This is a genomic window from Deltaproteobacteria bacterium, assembly GCA_019310525.1.
GTDB lineage: Bacteria > Desulfobacterota > DSM-4660 > Desulfatiglandales > HGW-15 > JAFDEE01.
Window position 1 is genome coordinate 1 of record JAFDEE010000030.1, and the last position, 21,281, is coordinate 21,281.

At 53.3% G+C, this 21,281-nt stretch carries 22 protein-coding genes; 6 read left to right on the plus strand and 16 right to left on the minus strand.

Annotation, left to right across the window (positions count from 1 at the left end; genetic code table 11):
* From JRF57_07150 to JRF57_07170, 5 genes are all read right to left on the minus strand, one after another.
* Positions 1-1,346: LON peptidase substrate-binding domain-containing protein (locus JRF57_07150; GenBank protein MBW2303477.1), on the minus strand; the 1,346-nt coding region annotated here is incomplete at its 3' end.
* A 3-nt stretch (positions 1,347-1,349) separates the two neighbouring features.
* The gene (clpX, locus tag JRF57_07155; protein MBW2303478.1) at positions 1,350-2,603 is read right to left on the minus strand and encodes an ATP-dependent Clp protease ATP-binding subunit ClpX; all 1,254 of its coding nucleotides are present in this window, start codon (positions 2,601-2,603) and stop codon (positions 1,350-1,352) included.
* Between the two features lie 11 nt (positions 2,604-2,614).
* Positions 2,615-3,214 (minus strand): ATP-dependent Clp endopeptidase proteolytic subunit ClpP, encoded by a 600-nt coding sequence (gene clpP, locus JRF57_07160; GenBank protein ID MBW2303479.1) that lies wholly within the window; start codon positions 3,212-3,214, stop codon positions 2,615-2,617.
* A gap of 62 nt (positions 3,215-3,276) precedes the next feature.
* The gene (gene tig, locus JRF57_07165) at positions 3,277-4,617 is read right to left on the minus strand and encodes a trigger factor (protein MBW2303480.1); all 1,341 of its coding nucleotides are present in this window, start codon (positions 4,615-4,617) and stop codon (positions 3,277-3,279) included.
* Positions 4,618-5,337: 720 nt separating this feature from the next.
* Complete coding sequence (locus tag JRF57_07170) at positions 5,338-5,634, minus strand: hypothetical protein (protein ID MBW2303481.1); 297 nt, start codon at positions 5,632-5,634, stop codon at positions 5,338-5,340.
* Positions 5,635-5,800: 166 nt separating this feature from the next.
* On the opposite strand from JRF57_07170, the gene JRF57_07175 reads away from it, so the two are divergent.
* The 6 genes from JRF57_07175 (at position 5,801) to JRF57_07200 (ending at position 9,790) form a co-directional block, all read left to right on the plus strand.
* Positions 5,801-6,172 (plus strand): zinc ribbon domain-containing protein, encoded by a 372-nt coding sequence (locus JRF57_07175; GenBank protein ID MBW2303482.1) that lies wholly within the window; start codon positions 5,801-5,803, stop codon positions 6,170-6,172.
* Positions 6,173-6,498: 326 nt separating this feature from the next.
* Entirely contained in the window at positions 6,499-7,119 is a 621-nt protein-coding gene (locus JRF57_07180) for a MotA/TolQ/ExbB proton channel family protein (protein ID MBW2303483.1), read from the plus strand.
* Positions 7,120-7,129: 10 nt separating this feature from the next.
* Positions 7,130-7,585, plus strand: coding sequence for a biopolymer transporter ExbD (locus JRF57_07185; GenBank protein ID MBW2303484.1), 456 nt, complete (start codon positions 7,130-7,132; stop codon positions 7,583-7,585).
* Positions 7,575-7,865 carry a septum formation initiator family protein gene (locus JRF57_07190; protein ID MBW2303485.1) on the plus strand — a complete coding sequence of 97 codons (291 nt, stop codon included), beginning with the start codon at positions 7,575-7,577 and terminating at the stop codon, positions 7,863-7,865. The genes JRF57_07185 and JRF57_07190 overlap by 11 nt, the downstream gene beginning before the upstream one ends.
* 43 nt (positions 7,866-7,908) lie before the next feature.
* Complete coding sequence (locus tag JRF57_07195; protein MBW2303486.1) at positions 7,909-8,682, plus strand: tetratricopeptide repeat protein; 774 nt, start codon at positions 7,909-7,911, stop codon at positions 8,680-8,682.
* A 97-nt stretch (positions 8,683-8,779) separates the two neighbouring features.
* Positions 8,780-9,790 (plus strand): hypothetical protein, encoded by a 1,011-nt coding sequence (locus JRF57_07200; protein MBW2303487.1) that lies wholly within the window; start codon positions 8,780-8,782, stop codon positions 9,788-9,790.
* Positions 9,791-9,892: 102 nt separating this feature from the next.
* Here JRF57_07200 and JRF57_07205 read toward each other — a convergent pair whose 3' ends face one another.
* From JRF57_07205 to infB, 11 genes are all read right to left on the minus strand, one after another.
* Positions 9,893-10,690: an inositol monophosphatase gene (locus JRF57_07205; GenBank protein MBW2303488.1), complete on the minus strand. Its 798-nt coding sequence runs from the start codon at positions 10,688-10,690 to the stop codon at positions 9,893-9,895.
* Between the two features lie 135 nt (positions 10,691-10,825).
* Positions 10,826-11,401 carry a tRNA (cytidine(34)-2'-O)-methyltransferase gene (locus JRF57_07210; GenBank protein ID MBW2303489.1) on the minus strand — a complete coding sequence of 192 codons (576 nt, stop codon included), beginning with the start codon at positions 11,399-11,401 and terminating at the stop codon, positions 10,826-10,828.
* 208 nt (positions 11,402-11,609) lie between these two features.
* Positions 11,610-12,383, minus strand: coding sequence for an MBL fold metallo-hydrolase (locus tag JRF57_07215; GenBank protein MBW2303490.1), 774 nt, complete (start codon positions 12,381-12,383; stop codon positions 11,610-11,612).
* 46 nt (positions 12,384-12,429) lie between these two features.
* Entirely contained in the window at positions 12,430-12,882 is a 453-nt protein-coding gene (gene dut, locus JRF57_07220; GenBank protein MBW2303491.1) for a dUTP diphosphatase, read from the minus strand.
* A gap of 61 nt (positions 12,883-12,943) precedes the next feature.
* Complete coding sequence (locus JRF57_07225; protein ID MBW2303492.1) at positions 12,944-14,209, minus strand: insulinase family protein; 1,266 nt, start codon at positions 14,207-14,209, stop codon at positions 12,944-12,946.
* Positions 14,196-16,295: a polyribonucleotide nucleotidyltransferase gene (gene pnp, locus JRF57_07230; protein MBW2303493.1), complete on the minus strand. Its 2,100-nt coding sequence runs from the start codon at positions 16,293-16,295 to the stop codon at positions 14,196-14,198. The genes JRF57_07225 and pnp overlap by 14 nt, the downstream gene beginning before the upstream one ends.
* A gap of 88 nt (positions 16,296-16,383) precedes the next feature.
* Positions 16,384-16,653, minus strand: coding sequence for a 30S ribosomal protein S15 (rpsO, locus tag JRF57_07235; protein ID MBW2303494.1), 270 nt, complete (start codon positions 16,651-16,653; stop codon positions 16,384-16,386).
* A gap of 138 nt (positions 16,654-16,791) precedes the next feature.
* On the minus strand, positions 16,792-17,718 hold the full coding sequence (gene truB / locus JRF57_07240) for a tRNA pseudouridine(55) synthase TruB (GenBank protein ID MBW2303495.1): 927 nt from the start codon (positions 17,716-17,718) through the stop codon (positions 16,792-16,794).
* Complete coding sequence (gene rbfA, locus JRF57_07245) at positions 17,718-18,101, minus strand: 30S ribosome-binding factor RbfA (GenBank protein ID MBW2303496.1); 384 nt, start codon at positions 18,099-18,101, stop codon at positions 17,718-17,720. Before rbfA ends, truB begins: the two co-directional genes overlap by 1 nt.
* Positions 18,102-18,157: 56 nt before the next feature.
* On the minus strand, positions 18,158-18,445 hold the full coding sequence (locus tag JRF57_07250) for a DUF503 domain-containing protein (GenBank protein ID MBW2303497.1): 288 nt from the start codon (positions 18,443-18,445) through the stop codon (positions 18,158-18,160).
* Positions 18,446-18,448: 3 nt separating this feature from the next.
* On the minus strand, positions 18,449-21,160 hold the full coding sequence (gene infB, locus JRF57_07255) for a translation initiation factor IF-2 (GenBank protein ID MBW2303498.1): 2,712 nt from the start codon (positions 21,158-21,160) through the stop codon (positions 18,449-18,451).
* Positions 21,161-21,281 lie beyond the last annotated feature (121 nt).

Below are 21,281 nucleotides of genomic sequence, written 5' to 3' on the forward strand. Positions count from 1 at the left end.
AGGGCCGCTGAAGGATCACCACGGAAATCGGTACTCATTTTGTCTACTTCGTCCAGGCAAAAGACCGGGTTGTTTGACTTGGCCCTGCGCAGGTACTGGATGATCTTTCCCGGCAAGGCGCCGATATAGGTGCGTCTGTGGCCCCGGATCTCAGCCTCGTCCCTGACACCTCCGAGGGAAAGGCGGACGAAGTTACGGCCCGTTGCCCTTGCCACGGATTTCGCAAGGGATGTCTTTCCGACACCCGGGGGGCCTACGAGGCAGAGGATTGGGCCTTTGATCTTCTTGGTGAGACTCTGTACCGCGAGGTATTCAAGGATCCTTTCCTTGGGTTTCTTGAGGCCGTAGTGATCTTCTTCAAGGATGGCTTCGGCCTCTTCGATGTCCATTTTGCTCTTGGTGCGCTCGAACCAGGGAAGGGCGAGAATCCAGTCGATGTAATTGCGCACCACGGTCGCTTCCGCCGACATGGGGGACATCATCTTCAGCTTCTTGTATTCCTGCCAGACCTTGGTCTTGGCCTCTTTGGGCAACCGCTTTCTCTTGATTTTCTTTTCAAGTTCCTCGAGTTCGGCCTTGAAATCGTCCTTGGCCCCCATCTCCTTCTGGATCGCCCGCATCTGCTCGTTGAGGTAATAGTCCTTCTGGGTCTTCTCCATCTGCTTCTTGACGCGGGTCTTGAGACGGTTTTCCAGTTTGAGGATGTTGATCTCCCCTCGGAGTTTCTCAAAGAGCTTCTCAAGCCTCTTGTTGACGTCTTCCGTCTCTAAAATCTCCTGCTTGTCGTGGACCTTCAAAGGAAGATGGGCGGCGATGGTATCGGCCAGGCGAGGAGGATCCTCTATAGCGGCGATGGTGGAAACGAGTTCTTTTCCTATCTTGTCATTGAGCTTGGCGTATTCCTCGAAACTCTCATTGACCGCCCGCATCAGGGCCTTGGATTCGATGGTCATCTGGAACTCGTCACTGAGTTTCTTCACCTGGACCATGAAGAATTCCTGGTCATCCAGAAATTCCTCTATGAGTGCCCTCTGCTTTCCCTCGATGAGGGCCTTCACGGTTCCATCGGGAAGCCTGAGCAACTGCAAAACGCTCCCAAGGGTCCCCATCCGGAAGATATCCTTCCTGGACGGATTGTCCACCTTGGCATCCCTTTGGGCGGAGAGCAGAATCTCCTTTTCGTGGGACATGGCGTATTCAAGGGCCTTAATGGATTTTTCGCGGCCCACGAACAACGGAACCACCATGTTCGGAAAAACGACCACATCCCTCAGAGGCAGCAAAGGGTACTGGAGATGCTGAGAGTTGAAGAAATCTACCGGGTTTTTCTTGTTTAAATTGAACATATCCTACGCATACCCTGCCTGGTTTTCATAAAGTAGGAGGGGAGACTCACCCCTGGTGATGACTTCTTCCCCGATGATGCATTCCCGGACACCTTCCAGGTTGGGGATTTCATACATGATGTCCAGCATGATGGACTCCAGGATGGCCCTGAGTCCCCGGGCCCCTGACTTCCGTTCAATGGCGGCCTTGGCAACCGCCAGGAGGGCCTCGTCGGTGAATTTCAGTTCAACACCCTCAAGTTCGAACAGCTTCTTGTACTGCTTGACCAGGGCGTTCTTGGGTTCAGTCAGGATCCTCACAAGGGCATCCAGGCTGAGGTGATTAAGGGAGGCCACAATGGGAATTCTCCCTATGAATTCCGGGATCAACCCGAATTTGACCAGGTCTTCGGGTTGGACCATCGACATGATCTCGTCCGTGTCGTTGTCCTTCTGTTTTAACTGGATATCGGCCTCGAATCCCATGGATTTGCTTCCGATTCGGCTTCGAATGATCCTGTCGAGACCGTTGAAAGTCCCCCCGCAGATAAAGAGGATATTGTTGGTGTTTACCTTTACGAAATCCTGCTGGGGGTGCTTCCGACCGCCCTTGGGAGGAATGCTCGCCATGGTGCCCTCTATGATCTTGAGAAGGGCCTGCTGAACGCCTTCACCTGATACGTCTCTGGTAATGGAAGGGCTGTCGGATTTCCGGGCTATCTTGTCGATCTCATCGATATACACGATACCCTTGCTGGCCGCTTCGACATCGTAGTCGGCCATCTGGACGAGGTTCAGGATGATGTTCTCAACATCCTCTCCCACGTAACCGGCCTCCGTAAGGGTGGTTGCATCGGCGATGGTAAAAGGCACCTTCAGGATCCTTGCGAGGGTCTGGGCCAGAAGTGTCTTTCCTGAACCAGTCGGACCGATGAGGAGAATATTGCTCTTTTGGATCTCTACACCTTCCATGTCCACCTTGGTGCCGATCCGCTTGTAATGGTTGTGCACCGCCACGGAGAGGATTTTCTTGGGTCGTTCCTGCTCGATGACATACTGGTCCAGGATTTCCTTTATCTCTTTCGGTTTGATGAGTTGTCCGTCGAACTCGCCCTGTGGTTCTTCGCCGTACTCCTCAGCAATGATTTCATTGCAAAGCTGGATGCACTCGTCGCAGATATAAACCGAAGGTCCGGCGATGAGTTTTTTCACTTCGTCCTGGCTTTTTCCACAAAAGGAGCACAGGAGATCACCATTCGAATCGTCTTTCCTGGGCATAAAATGTTCTCCTACCTTTTGGTGTCTCGGACCTCTCGTTCCGTGATGACCTTGTCTATGATTCCGTAACGCAAGGCCTCTTCACTGTTCATAAAGAAGTCCCGCTCAGTATCCTGAGCGATTTTTTCAACGCTTTGACCCGTATGCTTGGCCAGGGTCTGATGAATGATGGCTTTGATCTTCAATATCTCCCTGGCCTGGATGTCGATATCCGTGGCCTGTCCCTGGAAGCCACCAAGGGGTTGATGTATCAGGATCCGTGAGTTCGGCAGGGCGTAACGTTTCCCCTTGGCTCCGGCGGCCAGGAGAAGGGCGCCCATGCTGGAGGCCTGGCCCATGCAGATCGTGGCGACGTCAGGTTTTATATACTGCATCGTATCGTAGATCGCCAGTCCTGCGGTTACGGATCCCCCCGGCGTATTTATATAAAGATTGATATCCTTATCCGGATCTTCGGATTCAAGGAAAAGCATTTGGGCGATGACGGTGTTGGCCATGTTGTCATGGACCTGTTCACCCAAGAAAATGATTCTGTCCTTCAAAAGCCTGGAGTAGATATCATAGGCGCGTTCGCCGCGGCTCGATTGTTCAATCACGATTGGAATCAACATGGTACTCGTTCTCTCTTGTTTCAATCAAAAGGTTAAATCAAGGCCCCCATATAAAGAGAGGGTTATTTCACTCCCATCTGAACCTCTTCTGGCTCGCTTGACTTTAATTTTTCCGCTTCAACCTCAATAATCTTAGCACCGCTGACCAGGTAATTCAAGGTCTTTTCCTCCAGAAGCCTCTCCCTGAAAGACTCCACGGCCTGATTCGCTTCATAGTACCTACGCACGACCTGGGGATCCTGGCCGAGGTTCACGGCAAGATCCCGAAAGCCTTCATTGAGTTCCTCCTCCCCGATGGTAATATCGTTCTGCCTGGCAATTTCACCCAGGATCAACATGTTTTTGACCCGCTGTTCAGAGGCAGGCCTTAAATCATCCCGCATTTTTTGGACGCTGATACCCGCCTTTTCCAGGTCGGATCCCGACCGAATCAGGTTTTGCCTGACATTTTCAACAGCCCGGTTGAGTTCCGATTCAACCAGGCTCTCCGGGAGCTCAAAATCCACGGTAGCTGAAATCTTGCCCAGAAGCCTGGTCTTCAGCTCCTGTTCAACCCGCTTTTTCTCCCTTGCCTCAAGGTCTTCCCTGATTTTCTCCCGGAGGTCATCGAGGCTTTGGAATTCGGAGCCCAGATTTTTAGCAAACTCATCATTCAAATCCGGCAGCTCTACTAATTTGATATCGGCCACCCGGACCTGGAACTCAACCGTTTTTCCCGCCAATTTCTGGTGGAAAAAATCCTCTTCGAATGAAACCGTGAACCGGGCCTCCTCGCCCTTTTTAAGACCCAGGAGCTGCCTCTCAAAATCCGGGTGAAATTTATGACTCCCGACCTCCAGGGGAAAATTCTCTGCCTTTACATCTTCCAGGGGTGCCCCGCCCTCAAATGCCTTGTAATCGATTACGGCGAAATCCCCTTCGCGGATTCCTCGATCCTCCTCCACTGGCATCAGGTTCCCATGGGCGGTCCGGATCTCTTCAAGATATTTGGATACCTCCTCGTCGGTCACCCGGGGGATCTCTTTTTCCACCTCAAGCCCCATGTAGTCCTTGAGTTCGAACTGAGGTTTTACCTCCATTACGGCAGTATACCTGAATTCACAGCCTGCCTTGAGGTTTCCCTTTTCAATGACCGGATAGCTCAGCGGGAAAGTTTCGGTTTCCTGGACGGCCGCAGGCAGGGTCTCGGTCACCAGATCCCTTGCCAGGTCTTCCAGCAATTGGGGCCCGTAATAGCTCTCCAGGATCTTTCTTGGGGCCTTTCCAGGTCTGAAACCTGGAATCTTTGCCCTTTTGGCAAGGGTCCTGTATGCCTCATTGATCCTTTGATCGATCTCACTGGAGTCGATTTCAACGATCAACCTCTTCTTTACGCCGGTAATATCCTCTACGGTTGCTTTCATCTGCACTCCTGAAAAAAACGTTTCGCTGATTCTGTATCAGGCCAAGTCGTAAAGCCATATAGGTGTTTTCCGGATCCACCCAAAAATCATAGGTTGTTATTGCATTTATAATAATGCCGGTTTGGATTGTTTCAATGAACAGACCCGCAGTTATTAAATCCCGGGTCAATGAAAATAAGAGACAGCCAAGGCTGAAACGATTCAAGGAATCCACAGGCCTTTTTCCTGGCTTGCCCGACTACCGCAAAAACCCGGGGTTTTGCGAATCAGCCGGAACCAAGATTCATACAGGGGATTCCTACATGTTGTCAACAGGATAAACTTGTGATTCACATTGAAAGTCCCAAGGATGCCTTTCCGCCTCAACCGCGCCTTTTATTATTATGGGTTCCCTCCCCTAATTAGTGCCCATCCATAAATGGCCCTTTTCCCCAATCTCTGCGTCAGGCTCAGATTTTAATCCTCGAAATACTTCAATGTATTCCTGCGGTTAAAATCTTCGCCTTCCTTGACCTTGACTATTTATGGATGGACACTAATTAGCAGGAAATATGCCACCCAACGGCCCGGATCCCTTATCCAATCTTCAGAAATCCCGGCAAACAACCTCATTATGCTGGATTGGAATAATCGAGGAAGGGAAAAGGCGGGAATTCGGCTCAGAGATGTGAATTTCTCATATTCTTTACCGGCCCTTTCGATAATACCGGCCAAGAGAACCTAGTCCTTTGTACGTTTTTTCACCAGCTCAATGAAATTTTCCAACTGTTCCTCTGAACCGAAGGCCTCGTTATACAACCGTTCGCTCCACAGAGAGAGGCCCATCTTGAAGATCCGGTGGATCAGTGTGTCCAGCTCTTCCGGTTTTTTGAATTTAAGGGTTTGATAAACGAGTTCATTGGGCACCTTAATCGGATAAACGGCTGTATCCGCCCTCTCTTCCGATTTCAGGTAATCCTGAATACCCTTGAGAATCCTTAGATCAGCGTACTTTTTCTGATATTCGGCTTCATCCATTTTTCTTGACCTTTTAAGTTATGATAGTATCCCCTTCCCGGGGAGTCAACGTAAAATGCTTGCGCCTCCCTGTTTCATAAACCTGCAAATCCCTCAATTTATGTTTACAAAGGAGAATTTTTCACTAAAGTAATGACAATGCATTTCAGATGGAGGTGCTTTCAGCATGCCCATTTACGAGTACCAGGCCCTGCGCCCGGAAAAAGGTTGTCCGCGGTGCCGAACCCCTTTTGAAGTCCTGCAGGGTATCGGGGAAAAACCTCTCGCCACCTGTCCACAATGCGGTGCAAAGTTGAAAAAAATCATCTCCTGGTGCAGAGCCGCGATCATCGAGAGATCAGACGAAGATATCAGGGTGGAAAAGACCATCAAGGAATACGAGTCTTCGGGCATGTGGAGCCATGCCGCTGAACTTGCGGACAAACATTCGGAAAAGACCAAGGATAAGGATCTTAAAATGAGGGCCCTCGATAATTACGAGAAGGCGGGATATGACCCCGCCTCTCTAGCCAAGCACGCGGAGCCGGAAAACGATTGATAAACATGAACGTTTACCTTCCAGTCCCACCCCTTTTCAGCCCTCGCATAAAAAACATGGGAATTTTCAAAGGCTTTCACCCTTCAAGCCTTTGCCTTACTCCTGAAAATCTTTATCTCCAGAGGGGATCCCTGACCTTCCATTCATCTCGCATGGGACCCCGAACCCTTCAATCTTCCTTGACTTTATCTGTTTTTTATTGATGATGGTATCACAACCTGATGTGCCGGTGACCCTTTTCCCACAGACCGGAAAGAGATCAAGATCTCATTCCATGCGGACCCGGGGCCCGGGCCTGCAATTCAAGGATTGATGGAGAGACAAAGGTGATCGAACTCATATTGAAAGGGGGAATCTTTATCTACCCCATCATTGCCTGTTCCATCATTACCCTCGCCGTCTTTCTCGAGCGGTTGTGGATTCTCAGGAGAAACAGGATCATTCCTGCAGATTTTGTCAATAAGGTTGAGGATCTGTTGAAGAAAAAAAGGATCTCCGAGGCCCTTTCACTTTGCCAGGGCGATCCTTCCTCGATCGCCCGGGTCTTTTTCGCAGGGCTGAAAAATGCCGGCCGGGGCCTGTGGTTGGTCAAGGAGGCCATTGAAGACAGGGGGGGAAGGGAGGCTGTGATATTGGGTAAGCACGTAAACATCCTTTCCACAATCGCCCACCTGGCCCCTTTGCTTGGACTCCTCGGAACGGTCTCGGGTATGATAAAAATTTTCAACGTTATCTCGGTCCAGGGGGTGGGGAACCCTGCGCCCCTTGCCGGAGGGATCGCCGAGGCACTCATTACGACGGCATCAGGCCTGTGCGTGGCCATTCCCGCGCTGGTCTGTTATCGGGTCCTCAAGGACAAGGCGGATTCCTTGATCTTTGATATGGAAGAGAGTTCGATCAGGATCGTGGAGATCATGGAGCAATACGGCCATAAATCCAAGGGATGAGCAGTGTCCCATGAAATTCAGGAAATCCAAAGATGAAGAGATCAATCTCGGTATCGCACCTCTTGTGGATATCGTCTTTCTCCTGCTTATATTTTTCATGGTTACTTCCCATTTCGACGTCGCATCGGGAATTCGAATTCGACTGCCCAAAATAACCCAAAAGGTGTACCATCAGGAGAAAAAAAATATTACCCTGATCATAGCAGAATCCGGAGAGGCATATCTTGAGGGTGAAAAGATCGATCTTGAGGCCCTGGGGAAAAAGGTGGAGGAAATCATAAAAACTCGGGGAGTGAGCAACCTGATCCTCCAGGCCGATATCAACGTGAGACACGGAACGGTAGTAAAGGCCATGGATGTGGCCAAGTCTGCCGGAATCCGGTCCATCATAATTGCAGCCCATTGGAAGGCCGGCAAGATTCTATCCCAGCCCGAGACGGTGAATACGCTCAACCATGGAGATTAAGAGGATCCGACTCATAAAAGTTTTGTTCTTTCTTCTTATCCTGACCCTGATTGCGGCATGGCTCAGCTTTGGAGAAGGGGGGTTCGTACGCCTGTACAGGATGGAAAAGGAAAGGGAGGCTTACGTTCAAAGGCTCCGTAAACTTGAGGAGGAAAACCGTCGGCTCCTGGAAGAGATCGACCGGATGCGGAACGACAAGGAATATGTCGAGTCAGTCGCCAGGAGGGAGCTGAACCTCGTTAAAGATGATGAAATCCTTTACCGATTCACCAAAGAATGAGCCCATTGTTCCGAAAACCCCCAAATTGGACCAGGAGGAACCAATGAGCATCCCGGAAGATTTCTATGATGAAATCCTGCGCCAGGGGCCTTCCACCGAGACACGATTTATCCTTCTCTCGCGGTTAAAGGAAGAAGGACGGATTGAAAAAGTCATCCGGGAGTGTCGGCGCGCCCTGGATATTTCTCCCCGTGATATCGGGATCCGGAGCCTTCTGGCCGAATGCTTACTGGAATCCGGGCAGCCGGAGGAAGCGGAAGAGGAACTCAACCAAATCTATTCGCAATTCAGGGGCCTCACACGAAACTTCAAAGACATGGCCGGGGTGCTCAAGGAAAGGGGTAAGCCCGAGGCCGCCGAAAAGGCCATCCATCTTTACTTGGCCTTTCATAGGGATGATCCCGAGGCCGAAAAGATCATTGATGAACTCATGCCCCCTGGAAAGCCCGAACCAGATGTGCATCCTCCCACCCTTGACGAAGACGCCCTTCCCGAGTCCAGCCCCCTGGAGGATGAAGAAGAGGTGGACTTGCCCGAGATTTCCACTCCCACCCTGGCGGAAGTCTACTTCCAACAGGGACAGGTCCAAGAAGCCGTCCGGACTTACGAAAAAGTGGTTGCACAAAACCCCCTGGATGAACGCTCCAGGGCGCGTCTCGAAGAACTAAGGAGCCTGCTCGAACCTTCTCCTGAAGAAAAGAGAGAAGAAGAGAAGTCGGAGGAAAAAGACCGGGAAAGGCTGATCACAATACTGGATACCTGGCGGACGAATATCCGGGGGATCTCTTCCCGCCGACATTCGACCCTGGACCCTTGAAACTAACACCATGAAAAAAGACAGACCCGCCTTTTTTTTTCAAGCCACTGGAATAGGAAGCGTGCCGTTCCTCGATGTTGAGGAGGCCTGTAGTTTTTTGCTGGAGCGATTTCCCACCATCCCCTTCTGGCCCCAAATGGTGAAGCGCGATGCCCGGGAGGATATGTCGATTCAGTTTACCGAAGGGCTTCCTCTCCTGGAGATTGACGAGCAATCACGATCCCTTACCATTTCCAGCACCGGGGAGAGAGAATCGGCCCTCGTAACCTTTTATGAACATTATCTTGCTGATGATCTCCCCTATTTCGCCATCAGCCGCAACTTCGCCCCAGGCCTTTATGAAATTATCGAAAAGGTCAAAAGAGAGGCGGAGACCTTCGGTCCCTTTATTAAGGGGCACTCGGTCGGCCCCGTAACCTTTGCTGCGGGGGTGAAGGCGGGGGAGGGACGCTCCCTCTTCCAGGAACCGGATCTCCTGGACGCGATGGTCAAGGGATTGTCCATCAAGGCCCTCTGGCAGGTGAAGGAACTGGCCCGAACAGGGAAACGACCGATCATCTTCCTGGACGAGCCATATCTTTCAGGTTTCGGGTCGGCCTTTTCTCCCATTCAGCGGGACCAGGTGGTCAAGATTCTACGGGAAATCGTGGGTTACCTGAAGGAGAGAAGCGATGCCCTCGTGGGGATCCATTGTTGCGGAAACACGGACTGGCCCATGATCCTGGAAGCGGAACCGGATATCGTAAGCTTCGATGCTTACGAATACCTGGATTATTTCTTGCTTTACCCCGAAGACCTCTCCCGGTTCTTGGAGAATGGAGGAACCATTGCCTGGGGCATTGTCCCGACCTTCTCTTTCACGGGGACGGAAACCGTGGATACCCTCCTTTCAATACTCCGGGAGGGCCTGGATCGGCTTCACCGGTGGGGACTGGACCCCGAACTCACGGCCGCCGCATCTCTCCTGACTCCGGCCTGCGGCATGGGAACCATGGATCCGGCATCGGCTATGCGGGCACTTGAATTGCTGGAAGGTGTTACCGATAATTGTGGAGCACTGATTCCGGCGGGGGTCGCCCGCCTTGAGAGCCTGGATGGAAATCAATAATCCTCCTTTAAACCGATGATTCCACAGCCCCAGGCCTCCCTCACAAAGGTTTTTCTGTTACCTGCCGAAAGGAGAAAGGTCCGGGGCTATGGGGGGGCGGGATCAATAAGACTCCGCAAGGTATCCCCGCACCTGGGCGAATGCGTCCGGAGAGGTCACCAATAAGGCTTCGTCGATTCTCTGGCCGTCCATGTATTCGTTTAGGAAAAATTCGCTCCCATCCATTCGATAGAGTTTCCCTCCCGCCGCCTCAACGATCACCCTGACGGCGGCCAGATCCTGGAAGGATTCCTTTGAGATAAGCGCCGCCTCGGCCCGGCCCATGGCGACGTAGCACAGGTGGGCCCCCGTGCATCCGAAATCCCGGATTTTCCCCGGAAAGTTAACCTTGAAATGCTGGTGAAAACGCGAATAGGTGAGGAGAAGACTTTCATCGTTGATCTCCTCCTGTGGAGAGACGTGTATCTCCCGATCTTTCCAAAAGGCCTTCTCACCGGCACGGGCATGAAACATATCTCCTGTCGCCGGCATGTAGAACACCCCGAATATGGGCCAGTAGTTGTCAAGGAGGGCCACTGAAATCCCCCAAATGGGGATGCCAGCCTGGAAATTAGCGACCCCGTCAAGGGGATCGAATACCCACATGAACCGCTTCTTTTCATGGGTATAGCCGTTGTCCGTCTGGCTGTTTTGAAATACCTGGTGTTCGGGAAAACGGCTGTGGAGTTGGTCCAGAAAGAACTCCCGCAGTTGGAGTTCGGCCTCTGTTACAAGGGATTCGTCGAATTTTATACGGGGGGTTCCCCGTCCCGAATAACCCAGGACCTCCTCTCCCGCCCCCTGAACCACGTCCAATGCGAAGCCGGTCAACTCCTCGATATCATGGCCTTCTGTTTCCACTGAATTCCTCCTTCTAATTTTGCCGTTTATTGCCTTCAAGGAAAAGATCTCCAGGCACCTCCACCGCCCGGGCCCCGCCCCTTTCCTGGGGCACTGTGAGATTTCCCCTTTCCTCCCCCCGTGACGAATATACCCCTAGAATCGTCCCATCCGGTGAAGGCAATGGTACACCACGATGCCGACCGAGGTTGAAAGATTCAGGCTTCGCACCCTCCCCCAGATGGGGATCCGATAGGCCGGATAGTTCTCCAGGATCTCAGGCGGCAGTCCCCGGGTCTCTTTACCGAACAGCAACCCGTCTCCATGACCCACCCGGGCCTCCGTATAAGGGACCGAGGCATGTCTGCTGAAAGCGAACAAGCTGCGACCTTCATTCCTCTCCCATTCCCCGAGGAAAGACTTGAAGGAATCATGATATCGGATATCCACCTCCGACCAATAATCCAATCCCGCCCTCTTCAGGTGACGATCGTCCACCTTGAACCCAAGGGGAAAAACGAGGTGGAGACGCACCTCGGCTGCAGCGCAAAGGCGGGCGATGTTCCCGGTATTGGCGGGGATCTCGGGCTGGTACAGGATCACGTGGAGGGCGGGATCCTTGATGACCTTGTGCACGTTTCGTTTCGATGGGCCTCCGGAGATACCAGGGGAGATAGGTTTCACAGGATTGGATCGGATCAAAAGGGCCTCATGGCCCCACAATCGGGACATTGCCAATGGGTTCCGCTGCAGGTAAACCCCCAGAGGTTTTCCTCCATGCATAGGTTGCAAATCTGGAAACCACAGGGGCAAGTCCAGCAGAAAAGAGAATCCGTCCCGCAGCAATGGCAGTGATAGCTCCTCCTGCGCCGTTTCTCTCTCTTACCTTTCATTTTATACAGGGTTCACATTCACTGGCAAGAGAATAGGGCCTGTCACCTCAACAATCCACGAGGGGGAGGGGCTCGTCCTGGGTGCTGACCAGGATCTTTGTTTCACCCCGCCCTGATTCATTCAGGGCCTTTTCAGCCTCCTTCAAGGCCTTGTCAGGGAGATTGTTGGCCTCACTCAAATGGGCCAAAACCACCCAGGCAAGTTTCTCATGGGCGACGGATTTCAGGAGCCGGCCGGCCTGGCGGTTGGACAGGTGGCCGTCAGGGCCTTTGATGCGCCGTTTCAGGGCCAGGGGATAAGGACCCTGTTCAAGCATTTTTTCATCGTGATTGAACTCAAGGATCAGGCCCCGGCATCCCCGAATACGATCCTCCACAACGGGCGAGCTGCGCCCCAGGTCGGTTACGAGTCCCAGTCTGTTCCCGTTCGCGGATATCACCACACCCATCGGATCAGCCGCATCGTGGCATTTGGTGAAGGTCTCCAGGATAAGATCCCCGATGGTGATTGCCTGGCCTGTATGGAGGGGAATCGGACGGGACAGGTTTCCCAGGGCACGCCAGCCCCTCTTAAGGGTCGCTCCGTTTATGAATACGGGGATGTCGAGGCGCCGCGCCAGAGGGCCGGCCCCCTTGATATGGTCCAGGTGCTCATGGGTGATGACAAGGGCATTGACCCGTGAAGGATCCACCCCGATGATTCTCAGCCTCCGAATCAATTCCCGGCTGCTCAATCCTGCATCAATGACAACACCAGTGGAAGGGGTCTCCACATAGCATGCATTTCCACCGCTCCCTGAGGCGAGAACCGAAAACCGCATAATCGTCCTTAATTGAAACCGAAACCAATGCGGGAGGACCCCCCGCTCACTTCACGCCGCTGTGCCCGAATCCACCTTCCCCGCGACCGGTGGGGTCAAGTTCATCGACCTCTTCTATCCCTGCCCTGAAAACACGGGTTATGCACATCTGCGCTATACGGTCTCCCCGGCGGATTTCAAAGGGCTCTTTCCCCCAGTTGATCATGACGATCCCGATCTCTCCCCTGTAATCTGAATCAATGGTACCAGGGGAATTCACCATTCCAATGCCATGTTTGAGGGCGAGCCCGCTGCGGGGACGGATCTGGGCCTCGTATCCACGGGGGATGGAGACCGCCAGACCGGTGGGAATCAGCTTGATTTGCCCTGGATCCAGGATCGTTTTCTCCTTTACGGCAGCCCTCAAATCCATTCCGGATGCCCCTTCCGTCTCATAGGAAGGAAGGGGGAGGTCGCTGTTATCATTGACCCGCTTCACCTTGATCGTCAGCCGTTCCAAATACTTGCCCCTTTTTTCCTTGCTTCTCCGTTCCCTTTCAACGGCATGTCTCAACCAAAGCCTACCCGGAAAACTTAAGATAATTCAGGTCAACATCTTCCTCGCGCAAAGGCCCCAGGGTGGTCAACGAAACCCCCTCATCCCCAAAGGCTTCCCGCGCAACGCTCACCACCTCTTCCACCGTGACCCTCTCCAGGTCTGAAAGAACCTCATCATAATCAACGAACCGGCCGAATACGAACTCGTTCTTGGCAAGGCGCATCATCCGGGTATCGGTGTTCTCAGCTCCAAGGAGGATCCCCCCGACAAGATGCTCTCTCGCCGAACCCAGATCCTCCGGGGTGATATCTCCGTCCAGAATCTTTTTCACCTCCCCGTGCACAAGGGCAAGGACCTCGTTCAGTGAAGCGGGGTCTGTTGCGACGTATATGCCAAGGAGGCCCGTGTCGATGTAAGGAGAAAGAAAAGAATAGACAGAATAGGCCAGGCCCCGCTTCTCCCTTATCTCCTGAAAAAGCCTGGAGCTCATGTTCCCCCCGAGGATGGTGTTCAGGAGAGCACCGGCATACCGGCGTTCGCTCGCAAGATCAGGGGCCTTTCCCCCGATGCACACATGGACCTGCTCCAGATCCTTGGTAAGACATGAAACGCCCCCGGTGATCCGGGGCTTGCTTCTGGAAGAAGGATCCCCGCCCTCTTCAAGGGATTCCAGCAAAGGCCTGAATGCGCTGACCAGGGTATCATGTTCAATGTTTCCCGCCGCCGTGACCAGGATCCTCTCCGGTCTGTAGAACCGATCCATGAACCGCAGGATACACTCCCTCCCCATACTGGAGACGGTTTTCGTGCTCCCCAGCACGGATCTTCCCAGCGGGTGATTCATCCAGAAATTGCGGGTGAAAAGGACGTGGATGTAATCATCTGGAGTGTCTTCCACCATGCTGATCTCCTGGAGGATGACATGTCTTTCTTTTTCGATATCGTGGGGATCGAGCACGGAGTGAAGGAGAATATCGGAGAGGATGTCCACCAAGATGGGAAAGTGCCTGTCCAGAACTTTGGCGTGGAAACAGGTGTACTCCTTCCCGGTGAAAGCATTGGACATCCCCCCGATCGCGTCCAGTTCCTTGGCGATGTCCAGGGCGGAACGATTCCTCGTCCCTTTGAAGAGCATGTGTTCGATGAAATGGGAAACGCCGCTTTCCTCTTCCGATTCGTCCCGGGAACCCACGTCCACCCAGATTCCCAGGGAAACGGATCGGTAGTTTTCCATCTGCTCGGAAAGGATCCGGATCCCGTTGTCCAAAACCGTTTTACGATACATCATCGAGAGTTTCGCCGAGGGCGGCCTTCCGGGAAAGGGCGATCCTTCCGTTCTTGTCGACATCCAGGACCTTTACAAGGACCTCGTCACCTTCCTGAAGGACGTCGGTCACCTTGTTCACCCTTCCCTTGTCCAGTTGGGAGATATGAACCAGCCCGTCCGTTCCGGGGAAGATTTCGACAAAGGCCCCGAAATCCATGATCTTGGTGACCCTACCCCTGTAAAGCTTGCCCACTTCGGCCTCCTGGATGATCCGATTGATCATGTCGACTGCGGCCTTTGAGGTCTCCGCATCGGGGGAAGCGATCATGACCTTGCCGTCATCCCCCACGTCGATCCGCGAGTCGGTCTTGCTGCAGATTTCTTTGATCATCCTGCCGCCGGGACCGATCAGGACCTTGACCTTCTCGGGCTTGATCTTGATGGTCGTGATGACGGGGGCATACTGAGACAGCTGGGGCCTGGGCTTTGGGATCACTTTGTTCATACGGTCAAGGATGAAAAAGCGGGCCTCTTTAGCCTGGTCCAGGGCATTTTGCATGGTCTCCCTGGTTATACCGTCGATCTTGATGTCCATCTGCAGGGCGGTGATCCCCTCCCGGGTTCCTGCCACTTTGAAGTCCATGTCGCCGTAATGGTCTTCGTCTCCGATGATATCGGTCAATACCACCGTCTTGTCCCCGTCCGATACGAGTCCCATGGCCACGCCTGCAACCGCCGCCTTGATGGGAACTCCCGCATCCATCAACGACAGGGAACCCCCGCAAACGCTCGCCATGGAGGAGGAACCATTGGATTCAAGGATCTCGGAGACGGTTCGGATGGCATACTGAAACTCCTCCTTTTCCGGTACAACGGGAAGGAGTGCCCTCCTGGCCAGTGCACCGTGCCCGATTTCCCTCCTTCCGGGTCCGGTGAGCCTCCGGGTTTCCCCGACGCTATAGGGGGGGAAGTTGTAATGAAAGATGAAATGACGGAACACCTCGCCGTAAATGGTTTCAATTCGTTGCTCATCCATCTCCGTTCCGAGGGTCGTCAAGACCAGGGCCTGGGTCTCTCCCCGCGTGAAAAGAGCCGATCCATGGACCCTGGGCAAAACCCCGACCATGCAATCGATCGGTCGAACTTCCGTAAAAGAACGCCCGTCAATACGCTTGCCCTCCTCAAGGATCCGACGGCGCACCAGTTCCTTCTCCAATCTCTCCAGGGACTGTTTGATGTAGGTCTCCCTGCCTTCAAATTCTTGAGCGAGCGCATCGAAGGTCCTGGTGTAACACTCGATCCGCTTCTTCTGGCGTTGAAGTTTATCCGCAATGGAGATCACATCCTCCATCAGGGGAACCGCGACCTCCCTCACCCTGTTTTCCAGCCCGGGATCCTCTTCCTGGGTCGGGGTCTCCCGCTTTGTTTTGCCCACGGCTTCCTTGATTTCCCTCTGCACCTCCAAGAGGGGCTGAAGGGATTCATGACCGAAAAAAATGGCGTCGATCATGTCCGATTCCGATACGAACCGCCCTCCGCCTTCCACCATAACCACCGCGGAACGGTTTCCCGCAACGACCAGATTGATATCGCTCTCTTTTTGTTCGGACACGGTGGGATTGACGATGAACCTTCCGTTTCGCCTGCCGACTCTCACGGCGGCGATAGGCCCTTCGAAGAGAATATCGGATACCTCCAGAGCTGTGGAGGCCCCTAGAATCGCCAGCACGTCCGCCTCATTCTCCTTGTCGGTCGACAGGACCGTGGCGATCACCTGAATTTCATTGAAATAGTTGTCCGGGAATAAGGGGCGCAGGGGCCTGTCGATAAGTCGAGCGGTAAGGGTTTCCCTTTCGCTCGGTCTCCCCATGTCTCTTCTGAAGTAATTCCCGGGAAACCTTCCGCCCGCATATGACATCTCCTGGTACTCCACGGTGAGGGGCAGAAAATCCACTCCTTCCCGAATCTGGTCCGAAGAGACCGCAGTGACCAATACCACCGTTTCACCCGAGGTTACGACAGCGGAACCTCCGGCCTGCTTGGCGATTCGTCCGGTCTCGACGTGAATCACCCGCCCGTCAATCTCTGTTGATCCACTCTTTATCATTGATCCTGACTTCCTTTCTCTCTGGAATAGACCTCCCACCCGTCTATGGAGGGCGATGGTCTTAGGAATTCGATCCACACGATCGAATCTATTTCCGGAGACCGAGTTCCTTGATGATATTCTGGTATCGATTAATATCGCGCTTCTTGAGGTAGTTGAGAAGTCTCCTTCTCTGTCCGACCAGCTTCAGCAGCCCCCGCCTCGAATGGTGATCCTTCTTGTGGGTCTTGAAATGATCCGTAAGATAACTGATTCGATTGCTGAGGATCGCCACCTGGACTTCGGGCGAGCCGGTGTCCTTCTCATGGAGCCTGAAGCGATCAATAATCTCTTTCTTGGTTTCCGGAGTCAAAACCACTTTTCTGCACCTCCTTTAAAATCATTGATGATGGTTTGATGTTCGGCCTGACCTTTCATCCCACCCGGTTATGATCTAACAGGGTGAATTTCCATTAAATTTTTCACAGGTTCAAGATTGTTTATGCAAAATCCGGGCTCAATGAAATACCCTTTGGATTTTCAGTCTCTCTCCTTTTCCATCCGGGTAAAGGGGCAGGCGGACGACAGCCACCAAATCCTCCCCGTGTAAGATCTTCCCCCAGGGTCCCTGTTTCCTCATACTGCCCTGTGGGGATTCCAGTTCCCTGAGAAAAGGTTGATATCCATTCCGAATCTTCCGGGCGGTAGGGCCGTCCACCTTAAAAGCTTCCAGATGGGGCAAGGCCTCGCCCAAGGGAATTACCCTGGTGAGGAGTTCCCCCTGCACCGACATCGATTTGTGAAGCTTCCGGGAATCCCAGGCATCCTCCACGCAAAAAGGGCCGATCGCCAGCCGTCTCAAGGCCGCCAGATGCCCGCCCGTTCCGAGTTTGCGGCCCATGTCGGCCGCGAGACTACGCATGTAGGTCCCTTTCGAGCATTCCACCTCCAGGGTAAAATCGGGCAAAGACACGGAAAGGACCTCCATCCGAAAAACCGTGACCTTCCTCTTTTTCAATCTGATCTCGACACCCTTCCGCGCCCATTGGTAGGCCCGGCTACCTTGAAACTTAACAGCCGAGAAGAGCGGGGGCACCTGCTCTATCTCTCCGACAAAGGCCCGGATCTCCTGCTCGATCCCTTCCCGGCTGATCTCCGGCACCCTGTTCGTCGCTATTACGTTTCCGGTCGGATCAAGGGTGTCTGTTTCGATGCCCAGCCTGACGACGGCGCGGTATTTTTTTCTTCCGTCCATGAGGAAGGGGGAAAGCTTGGTCCCCTCACCCAGGAGAAGGATCAGCAGACCCGTTGCAAAGGGATCCAGGGTCCCGGCATGTCCGACCTTTTTGACCTTCAGGATCCGCTTAACTCTCCTCACCACATCGAAAGAGGTCTCACCCTCGTTTTTATCAACCAGAATGATTCCGTCAACGGGTTGTCCCATCAGCTTGACGAGTTCTTGGATTCCCCTTGTGCTTGTGCATCCGCTTTCAGCCTGGACAATAATTCTTCCATGTAACGGCCCTTCTCAAGAGAAGGATCGTGCATGAAAACAATCTCAGGGAGGTATTTCAGATCCAGCCGCAGACCGATTTCTCTTTTTATATACCCCTTGGCGCTCTCCAATCCCGCCTGGACCCTCATTATCTCTGCTCTTCCACCCAACACGCTGAAATAGACCCTGGCATGCCGAAGATCATTGCTCAAACGTATTCCCGTAAGGGTCGCTCCCTGGGCCCTAGGATCCTTTACTTTTCTCATGAGGAGATCGGCGATCTCCCTGAGGATCTGATCCCCCACCCTGACCGCTCTCTTTCCAGCCAGCATCGCTATACCCTCCACTACCAGGAGAAAAACGACCCTTCATTCGGGTCGCCTGCCCTTCAGGTATTCAGGATTTCCACCTCCGAGTCGACGATCTCCGCCAGGTAAAGGGAATCGATATAGTTCAAGATGGTGTTCAAGGAGGCATTGATATGACGCCTGTCGTTTCCCACCGTGCTGATCCCCAATTCGATCTTCTGCCACATATCATTGGAGCCGATCTCGGCGATCGACGCGTTGAATTTATTCTTCACCTTGTCGATGAGGCTCCGTACGATCTTTCGCTTTCCCTTAAGGGAGCGATTGTCATGCACGAAGAGCTCCACCCTGAGTATACCTATAACCATCCTTTACAACTCGGCCTCGACCTCTTCCATCTGGTAGATTTCCAGGATATCACCCGGCTTAATGTCCTGGTAGTGTTCCAGTCCGATACCGCATTCATATCCCGCCTGGACCTCCCGGACGTCGTCTTTGAAGCGTTTGAGAGAGGCCAGTTTCCCGTCGAAGACCACAACCCCGTCCCTGACCAGACGGACATTGGAATTCCTCTCCACGAACCCGTCCGTCACGTAACACCCGGCCACGGTCCCCACCTTGGGAACGTGGAAGGTCTCCTTGACCTCAACCCTTCCGATGGTCTTCTCCTTGAGGACCGGTTCCAGAAGACCGGCCATAGCCATTCGGATATCCTGGATCACATTGTAGATGACATCATAGTACCGGATATCCACCTGTTCCTTCTCGGCGATTTCGGTCACCCTTTGGTTGGCACGCACATTGAAACCGATCACGATGGCGCCGGAGGCGGAAGCAAGCATGACATCCGTTTCCGTAATGGCACCCGTTGAAGAATGGATGATCTTGAGCTTGACCTCGGATGTGCTCTGCTTGAGCAGTGAATCCGAGAGGGCTTCCAGGGATCCCTGTACGTCTGCCTTGAGAACGATGTTGAGTTCCTTGACTTCCCCTTCCTTGATCTTCTCGAAAAGATCGTCAAGGCTCACAATACCTCGCCTGCCCGTCTCCCTCTCCCTCATCTGGGCTTGGCGCTGCTCGATAAACTGCCTGGCCTTCTTTTCATCCTGCACCACTACGAATTCGTCGCCAGCCATGGGAACACCAGAAATCCCATAGATTTCAACGGGTTCGGAAGGGCCTGCAGTCTTGATTCTCTTGCCGTGGCTGTTAAGCATGGCCCTGACCCGTCCGAAATAGTCGCCGCAGATGAAATCGTCTCCCTGTTTCAGGGTTCCATCCTTGATAAGAACCGTGGCCAGGGCGCCACGACTCTTGTCCAGTTTCGCTTCGATTATGGTTCCGATCGCCGGTTTTTTCGGATTGGCCTTGAGTTCCAGGAGTTCGGCCTGTAGCAGGATAAGCTCCAGGAGTTCATCGACCCCTTCCCCTGTCTTGGCCGACACGTACCCGAATATTGTGTCACCGCCCCATTCCTCCGGGACCAGTTCCATCTCTGCCAATTCCCTCCTCACCTTTTCGGGATTGGCGTCGGGTTTGTCCATCTTATTCACGGCGACGATGATGGGGATGTCGGCCGCCCGGGCGTGGTTGATGGCCTCCCTTGTCTGGGGCATGACCCCATCATCGGCCGCAACGACCAACACAATGAGATCCGTCACCTTCGCCCCACGAGCCCTCATGGCCGTAAAGGCCTCGTGACCCGGGGTGTCCAGAAAGACGATGTCCCCTTCCGGCCTATCCACGTAATAGGCGCCGATATGCTGGGTTATTCCGCCCGATTCCCCGCTTATGATGTTGGATTTGCGAATATAATCCAGCAGGGAGGTTTTACCGTGGTCCACGTGACCCATGATGGTCACTACAGGGGGCCGCCGGACCAGGTCTTCGGGCTTTTCCTCGACCTCCGGAATCAGGCTCTTGATGTCGAGCTTGTCGAGCTCGAGTTCGTAACCGAAATCATCCGCCACAAGGGAGGCTGTTTCATAATCAAGGGACTGGTTTACATTGGCCATCACCCCCTGAGCCATGAGCTTCTTGATGAGTTCAACGGCCTTAACCCCCATTGCTTTGGCCAGTTCCCCCACACTCACCTTTTCCTGCACCCGGATTCTCCGCTTGATGGCCTTGGGCTGGGTGATTTCTGTGCGTTTGAGTCTTTTCTGGGCCTCCCTGCCCTTCCCTTCTTTTCTCTTGGGCTTGGTCTTTCTTCCTTCGTAAAGGTCGGCACGCTCAAAAATTTCTATCTTCTTCTGTCGAATACTCTTCTTCGGAACGGCTACGTCTCGCTCCGCCCGCTTCTTTTCTTTTTTCTTCTTTGGAACCTTTTCTTTCTTTTCACTTACTGGGACAACAACTTCCGGTATCGGGGGCCCCTTGGGTTCAACCTTTTCGGGCTTAGACACTTCCTTTGCCAAAATCTCTTTTAGAGGTCCTTCCTCCGGAAGCCGGATGATCTTGGCGGGCTGATGGGCCTTTTTCTTTTTTGCCTTCTTCTTTTCTTTTACCTTCGCTTTTTTAACCTCTTCAGGTTTCTCGGGCTCCTCTTCCGGTTTCGGCTCGGCCTCACCAGGGGTGGGGGGGGCTTCTTCAGGCGGCGCTGGTGCTTCCGCCTGTTTTTCCTCCTCCGGTGCAGGAGCCTCACCGGCTGAAACCATCTCTTCCTTCTCGGGTTCGGGCCTCTCCTCTGGTTTTGGAATCTCCTCTTCCACTGCCTCTTTCACCTTCTTCGGCTTCTCTTCAGGTGCCTCCTCCTTTACGGAGACCTTCTCTCTCGCCTTGGAGACTTCTTGGGCTTCAGGGGCGGTAGGCTCTTCGGGGGTCTCACCCTTGACTTCCTCTGCAGGCTTGGCTACCGGCACGGTCTTCCTTCGTCGGCGGATCACCGTGGGTTTGATTCGCTTCTCCTCCACGACCTCGGACACCTTTCCGGTGATGAGGTCCCTGGCCCGGGCGGCGGCCTGCTCATCCAAGGTGCTCATGTAATTCTTGATATTGAGTCCACCGGCCTTGAGTTTCTCCACCAGTTCTTTACTATCCATGTTGAGCTCTTTGGCCAATTCATAGACCCTGACTTTCGCCATCTAACCCCCCGATATTTGATATTCTATTTACTCTCACGTATTGATCAACCAATCAGAATACTCACAAAACATAGTCGATCCGGACACTCAATGTTACGGAATCTGCGGTGTGTTCCCTTGG